Annotated in this window: 7 protein-coding genes; all 7 read right to left on the reverse strand. The window is 64.5% G+C overall.

Annotated features, from left to right (window positions below; translation table 11 throughout):
* Window positions 1-102: 102 nt before the first annotated feature.
* Window positions 103-1,311, reverse strand: a complete 1,209-nt coding sequence (locus F615_RS0116610) for a hypothetical protein (protein WP_019562276.1) — start codon at window positions 1,309-1,311, stop codon at window positions 103-105.
* The gene (locus tag F615_RS0116615; protein ID WP_019562277.1) at window positions 1,311-2,207 is read right to left on the reverse strand and encodes a DUF2345 domain-containing protein; all 897 of its coding nucleotides are present in this window, start codon (window positions 2,205-2,207) and stop codon (window positions 1,311-1,313) included. Before F615_RS0116615 ends, F615_RS0116610 begins: the two co-directional genes overlap by 1 nt.
* A complete protein-coding gene (locus F615_RS20590; RefSeq protein ID WP_019562278.1) occupies window positions 2,183-3,136 on the reverse strand; it encodes a hypothetical protein in 954 nt (317 codons plus the stop codon). Before F615_RS20590 ends, F615_RS0116615 begins: the two co-directional genes overlap by 25 nt.
* 2 nt (window positions 3,137-3,138) lie before the next feature.
* Entirely contained in the window at window positions 3,139-3,333 is a 195-nt protein-coding gene (locus tag F615_RS0116625) for a hypothetical protein (protein ID WP_019562279.1), read from the reverse strand.
* Window positions 3,334-3,383: 50 nt separating this feature from the next.
* Window positions 3,384-4,160, reverse strand: coding sequence for a hypothetical protein (locus tag F615_RS0116630; protein ID WP_019562280.1), 777 nt, complete (start codon window positions 4,158-4,160; stop codon window positions 3,384-3,386).
* Window positions 4,161-4,176: 16 nt separating this feature from the next.
* Window positions 4,177-5,583: a LysM peptidoglycan-binding domain-containing protein gene (locus F615_RS0116635; RefSeq protein WP_019562281.1), complete on the reverse strand. Its 1,407-nt coding sequence runs from the start codon at window positions 5,581-5,583 to the stop codon at window positions 4,177-4,179.
* Window positions 5,570-6,160, reverse strand: a 591-nt coding sequence (locus tag F615_RS18930; RefSeq protein ID WP_033371763.1) for a DUF2345 domain-containing protein, incomplete at its 5' end; no start/stop codon positions are given. The genes F615_RS0116635 and F615_RS18930, both read right to left, overlap by 14 nt.

Below are 6,160 nucleotides of genomic sequence, written 5' to 3' on the forward strand. Positions count from 1 at the left end.
GCGGTGTCGAGCCTGACGTCATCGACGACCCACGGCGGCTGCAAGCCCAGCGCGCTGGTGAACAGAGCTTCTACGGCAATGCCCATGGACTCATCCTCCTGATCAAACACGCCTCGTGGACATGTGCACAGGCCGGCCAGCGGCCTGCACACATGCCCACCGGGCGCGACGACCAGGAGTCATTGTGACTGTTGGGTTCCACACGAAATGACGAAGGACCCCGCCGGCGGCATTGGTCGGGTCCACGATCCGGTATAGCTTGGCCGGACCTCGAATTTCACTTTGACGAATAGCGTTCTTCTCAAACGTTTGAATGGTATCGGCGCCAATTTCAGGCGGTGCCCCGAGCCCCGCCTTGCGCTGTTGAGAGACGACGGTAGCCAACTCGGCCGCTTTCGCCTGTGCCTCTATCGGGTCCGGCCCCGGATGCGGCATCCTTCCCAACCTCACCCACTTCGGCGGATGCTTGTTGATCAACTGCGCCGCCCCTTGCCGGCTCATCGGCGCGATCCAGCCCTTGTTGTGCGTCTGGGTGAAGGCGATCCACGCATGGTCGTCCAGCCGCTTGGCGGTGACCTTGAGGATGGTTCGAATGGGTTGGGTGAACTGCCCCAGGCCGTTGGCCAGCCGGTCCTTGTGTTGCCCCAGGTACTGCAGGAAGTCGTCCAGCTTTTCGCGCGTGCCCCCCGGCACGATGTACTTGATGCGGCCCAGCAGCTTCTCCACCGCCTGCACGCCCTCGAGGAACTTCGCCTTGAGCCGGGCGCCGTCGACCTTGGCGGCCAGTTCGTTCAGGTGCTTCGCGCAGAAGCGAAAGACGTCGGGCACGCCTTGCTTGGTGGCCCACTTCACGACCCTCGACTCGTTGAGGAACTGCGCGATCTTCGGCAGGGCGGCGTCCAGTGCGGCGTTTGTCGCGCGCCCCAGCTTGGTCGCATCGAACAGGTCGTCGGCGCGTTTCAAATAGCGCCGCACATAGACGAAGGCGATCTTCACCACGCCCTTGATCACCGAGCCGACTTCGGGGAAGAAGCCGACCACGGTGAGCGCGATGAAGAACAGCGTCAGCTTGTTGTTCGGGTCCTTGCGGTACGCCCGGATGTTGGCGCACAGGTCCCGGATGTCGCAGATCGTGTCGACGATCGGGATCAGCGAGATCGCCATGTCGGCCGCGATCTGCCCGGCGGTTCGGTCTTGATTGAAGTCGCCCTGAATCGCTTCCCACAGCCACTGGCCGACGCCTTTGTCCTGCGGCTTGGCCTGCCCGTGAACCTGCGCCCAGGCCTGTGCGGTTTGTTCGGCTCCGGCCATCAGGCGTCTCCCTGCGCAGCGCCTTGCAGCGAGGCGAAGCGCTGTTCTTCTTCCGCAATCAGCGGCTCGGTCAGTGCGATCAATTCGTCGAATCCCGGCCGTGGCACATCCGTGGCGGAAGGCTTGTTCTTGTAGACGAGTTTCGCTTCGCCCCAGGGCACGGCTTCCGCACGCTGCTGTGCGCTGCCGTCCAGCGCGGCGCTGCGCTTCGTGCCATCCGCGAAGGTCAGCTCGTACTCGATCCCACGCATCGGCGTGCCATCGTGGCCGTACAGGCTCAGCTCGATCCAGTTCTTGGCAAGTTCCGGCGCCGGCAAGTTGGGCAGCTCCGCATCGCTCTTTGCCGCCCCCTCCCACTGATGCGTCGCCGCCTGCACGGTGAAGGCGCCCGGGCAGGTGAAGGTGATGTCTCCGCCGTCGAGCACGATGCGGCTCGATCCGCAGGTGAGCTCGATGCGCGTTTGAGCCTGGACGTGGATCTCGTCGTGGGTGCTGGTGATGGTGGCCTGGCGATCGGCGTGGATGGACAGCGTGTCGGTGTGCGCGCGCAGGCTCAGCGCCCCGGCGGCAGCCTTGAACTGCAGGCCGTGGTCGTGGGCGTACCAGCTCACCGTGCCGCCGGCAATCGTGCTGGCGGTGTGGGCGGCGGTGTGTTGCACGTCGCCTTGGGCCACCCAGCTGTGGTCTTGCCCGGCGAAGGCCACCGCGCTGGCTTCGGTGCTGAACAGGGCGCTGGCGGCGGCATCGAAGAGCATGAGCGGCTGCGCAAACCGCGGCACCGGGTCGCCCGGGGCGCGGCTGCCGGGCTGGGCCTGGCGCGGGTCTTGGCCGCCGACCGCTTGCGTGTAGCCCAGCTCGGCCAGACGAGCGGTCAGTCTTGCTGCCTCGCGTCCCACTGCCAGATGGTCAGGCCGTAGTCGGCGTGCAAGTCGGGCATGATCTGACCGGCCTGGAAGTGACGGCGGCTGTCGGCCTTGGCGGGGGTGAACCACCAGCCCGTGCGCGGGCAGGGCTGGCCGGCGTCGCACTTGAGCCGCAGCGCCGCCGGCCCGGCCTGCGGCAGCCAGTTGCTGCCGCCTTCGTCGGCCACACGCTCGACCAGCGTCCACACGGTGGGCTCGCGGCGGCTTTGCGGCATGGTGTCGTCCGGGTCGCGCAGCAAGTCCTCGGCGTTTGTGCACACCTCGGTCTCGATGGCCTTCTGGCCCTCAATGAGCAAGGCTGCGGCGGCGGGCCCGGCCTCGGGCAGGTAGATGCCCGTCTTCGGCACCTTCTCGCCGCTGCGCACCCGCACCGCCTCGTGGAGCCGGTACACCGGCCAACTGGCCGGTGGGTTCAATGGGCCGCGTGACGGTTCGTGATACGCAAAACTCAGATCCCCGAAATCCCAACTCCCCTGCTCGGTATGGGAGATGTTGGAGGCCATTTTGCTGGCCAGCCGCTCGGCTCGATCGTATTGGTCTTGGAAAGGCTGCGGCATCCACTCGATGTGATAGTCGCGGTTGATGGACGCGAAGGTCGTCACGACGTTGCCCGCACAGCCGAGGCCCCATAGGTCGCCATGCGACAGGTTGATGTAGGCCCCGTTGAGCGTCTTGAGCGCCCACTGCATGTTGGGAATCACCCGCTCGCCCCACACCGCGTCAGGCTGCTGGTGCAGCGGGCGGCTGCGGTAGTCGGGCGGAATGCGGCGCATGAACTCTGCGAGCGCGTCTTCGGCCGCCTTGACGCACGCGGCGAAGTGGTCGCGCATCTGGCCGAAGTACTCGAGCGAGCTGTAGCGCTCCAGCAGATAGATTTCTTGCGGAATCAACGGGATGGTCATGTTCACTTGGCCTCGTGCCAGTGGTGTTGCAAGATGGGCACGCCCACCAGATCGACCTGGATGCCGCCCTCGTCATAGCCCCAGCCGGTGAACTGGCGCGGCCCCAGGTGCTCTCGCTTCAGATCCGCCGGGTTGACCACGATCTGCTCGGCGCCGCCGTCGAGCCAATACAGATCGCCTTGTTCGTTGGCCAGCACCGGGCGGCCTTGCTGGTCGTTCAGATGCTGGCGCGCCGTGGTCCCCCGCTTTACTGCTTGCCTGCGGCGCAACGCCGCAACTGGCGGCGAGCCTCCGGAATGGTGTCGATGCGGTTGGGGTTGCCCAGGCAGTCGTCTTCTTGCGTGATGCGCACCCGCCCGTCCTCCTGAAGCTTGAGCCGCAGGGCCACGGTCATGCGGCTCCATCCCTGCCCCACCTCGGCGATGGTGCTGGCGTGCTTGCGGTCGATCGGGAAGTACTGAACGGTGACCAGCACCAGGTTGTGGGCGGCATCGCCCACGCCGATGGCGGGCACGGCATTGCAAAAGAACTGATAAGGTTCTTTGACCTCGATGCGGTGGTAGCCCACTTCCTCGAACTTGTCGTTGAAGATGAGCACATGGCAGTCATTGGTGTGCCGCTGCCCTTCGTCGCATCGGTAGGTCGGTTGGCCTGTGTAATCAGAAGGCGTGCACACCTCATCGGGGTGGCTCTTCGTCATGAAGAGGATGGGCTCCAGGTAATGCTGCCGGCCGTCCAGCATCATCTTGAAGCCCATGGCGTTCCAGAAATCACGTTGGGGTGGTTTGGTGATGTCGATGGCAGCCGCGCGTGCCGTGGCGGATCGAGCGGCTGCGTCGCGGACTTTCTGGCTTTCGGTGCGTGTGCACACTGGCTGTGGGCGCCGGCCTTGCTGGATTTCCGCCAGTTCGATGAGGTTGCGTGGAGAGCCGGTGCAGGTGTAGTTCCTGTCCCAGTCGCTCGACAGCTTGATGTCGGCGTGGGCCAGCATCGGCAGGCTGAGCCAGGCAGCCGCCGTCAACACCTGGGCGAATGCCCAATCAAGCCTTCTTGGCTTCGTTGGCTTTTTTGTACGCTTCATACGCGCGCTCCAATTTGAGGTGGTACTGGTTGGTTTCATAAGCACGGCCGTTGTAGTAGAAGGCAATCACACGCCAGTTCTTGGTCTTCACGGCATCCCACAAGGAGATTTCTCGGCCCAGCGCCTTGTTCTTGGGGTCTTTCCACGCGGCCGGCTTGTTTTGAATGAAGCTGGCCAACAAGCCCAGCTGCGCAACCTCCGAGGTGCACATCTTGTTGACGAACTCATCGAGGTTTAGTTCGCCACACAGCCCGTGGTTGGCGCCCATGATCTGGAACTTGCCCCAGGAGCAGGACTGGAGGGCCGCATCGGGGTCCAGCCGGTAGGCGTTGAGCAGCCGCAGGTACGACGTGGCGTAGCTGGCATAGATGTCGTCATCGTCCACCCGGCCGTCGTGCATCTTCTTGTCTTCCTTGCCCAGCTGCTTGCGCAAGCGGTAGCCCGTGGGCCAGGAGATGTCCGGGTGGTCTTTATCGTATTGGCCACCGGTCAAACGGCTGAAGTAGTGGCGCTCGTACAGAAGAGCAGGCACGTGTCCGCCCTGGCCATCGGCCAGACGCCAGAAGGCGCTGCGGCCGCCGCTTTCGACTTTGGCGATGGCCTGGAGCACTTCCGGTTCGCATTCGAGGCGACCTGCCACGTTTTTCCAATCTTTGGCGGTGATATCGCCGCCCTTGAAGTGCTTGAAGTGATCCATCAAGGTTTGGGGCAAGTCCACGCCGATGACGATGGTGGGCATGCCCTGGGGCCCCTTGCCCGTTTTGGTGGTGACGGCGGGGTTGTTTTTCGAGGGCGCCCCGCTGGGCTTGACGGGGGGCTTCGCTTGGGTCGTGGCCGTGGCGGTGATTTCGCGCTGCTTCGAGAGGGCCTGAGTGGCTTGGCCCGAGACCGCCTCGAGCGTGGTGGGCACCACGATGGCCCCGCTGACCAAGGTGATCAGCTTGTGCCCATACCCAGAGACGGTGCTCACCAGCTTCTGCCACTGGCTGTGCGCATCTTGTATCCACAGCACGACTTGGGATTGCGCCGCCTGGGTGACTTGGGTCGGGATCTGCCCTTGGGGGCCTGTCTTGCCCACCACGGTGCGGCCATCGACCTCCAGCCTGTAGGGCAGGTTGGCGATCGGATGCCGCAAGGCATCCAAGAAAACGAAGCTGACCCCGAAGGCGCTGGCCTCGGAGAGGTACAGCACCTGCCCGACCTGGATCTTGTGGGGATCGCGCAGGCCGTTCCAGCGCTGAAGGGTGGCGACACTGACCCCCGTTCGCCGGGCGATGCTGGACAAGGTGTCGCCCGGTCGGACGCGATACGGATCGGGCAGCCTGCCTGACGCCAGACTCGTGCCCTTGCCTTCAGAGGTCTGCATCGTCTTCGCTCCTGTCTTCGTCGTGCAAGGGTGAGTCATCCAGCGGCTGCCGAACCACCTCGCTGACCTGCCATGCCGAAGAGGACCACAACCGCAGCTGCAGGTCTGCCGGCTGATCGAGCCTCAAGGGCTCGCTGAAGACGTCCTCCCGGGGAACACCAACATCGGCCAGTGTTTCGTTCTTGTGTAGGCCGTTGACCCGTTGAGCGATGGCGCGCGGCAACCATTCCTGGGGCACCTCTTCCAAGCTGACCGTACGGGCATAGACTTGCTGAAGCGGCGATAAAACAGCCTCGATTGGCTGGATGCCCTGCGGCAGTGGATTCAGCATGGCCGGCGCACTGCTGCCCCCGCCCCAGTCATGCGTGGCTGCCTGCACGGTGAAGGTGCCCGGGCAGGTGAAGGTGATGTCCCCGCCGTCGAGCACGACGCGGCTGGCGCCGCAGCTCAGTTCGATGCGGGTTTGGGCTTGGATGTGGATGTCGTCGTTGGTGCTGGTGATCGTGACTTGGCCATCGGCGTGCAGGCTCAGCGTGTCGGTGTGCGCGCGCAAGGATAGTGGCCCGGCGGCGGCTTT

Origin of the sequence: Caldimonas manganoxidans ATCC BAA-369 (assembly GCF_000381125.1) — a bacterium.
GTDB classification, from domain to species: domain Bacteria; phylum Pseudomonadota; class Gammaproteobacteria; order Burkholderiales; family Burkholderiaceae_C; genus Caldimonas; species Caldimonas manganoxidans.

What these genes read in the sequence shown, in the direction of transcription:
- F615_RS0116610 (WP_019562276.1), bottom strand. Translation starts at nt 1,311, where the DNA reads ATGGCCGGAGCCGAACAAACCGCACAGGCCTGGGCGCAGGTTCACGGG.
- F615_RS20590 (WP_019562278.1), bottom strand. Translation starts at nt 3,136, where the DNA reads ATGACCATCCCGTTGATTCCGCAAGAAATCTATCTGCTGGAGCGCTAC.
- F615_RS0116635 (WP_019562281.1), bottom strand. Translation starts at nt 5,583, where the DNA reads ATGCAGACCTCTGAAGGCAAGGGCACGAGTCTGGCGTCAGGCAGGCTG.